1 protein-coding gene is annotated in these 297 nt (G+C 42.1%); it reads right to left on the bottom strand.

Translation table 11 applies throughout. The annotated features are described in order from the left end of the window. On the bottom strand, positions 1-297 hold a 297-nt coding region (locus CWB85_RS22510; RefSeq protein WP_212748241.1), incomplete at both ends, for a hypothetical protein.

The raw sequence follows: 297 nt of genomic DNA, 5'->3' as shown, positions 1-297 counted from the left end.
GCCATTAAAGTTCGCGTTTGGTGTTAGTTTTAACAGTGAGCCTGACTCATGCCCCATAACTTCAACACTTGCGTTACTCGCCATTGCTGAAACAACTGTTTCTTTACCTAACTGATTATCAAAGTTAACCGCTACTTCTGTCGTGTTATCTTCGTCAACTGACAGGTTTGCTATTGCATCAACCACTAAACGCTCTGCAACTGTCACTACTTTTACCATAACTGTGGCTGTTGATTCATTTGCACCATCAGATACTGTTACTGTAAACGTATGCTCACCGGCTGTTAAGCCTGTTAC

The organism is Pseudoalteromonas sp. S1727, from assembly GCF_005886375.1.
In the GTDB taxonomy this organism is placed as follows: Bacteria; Pseudomonadota; Gammaproteobacteria; order Enterobacterales; family Alteromonadaceae; genus Pseudoalteromonas; species Pseudoalteromonas haloplanktis.
This window is presented reverse-complemented; position numbering and strand designations above follow the sequence as displayed.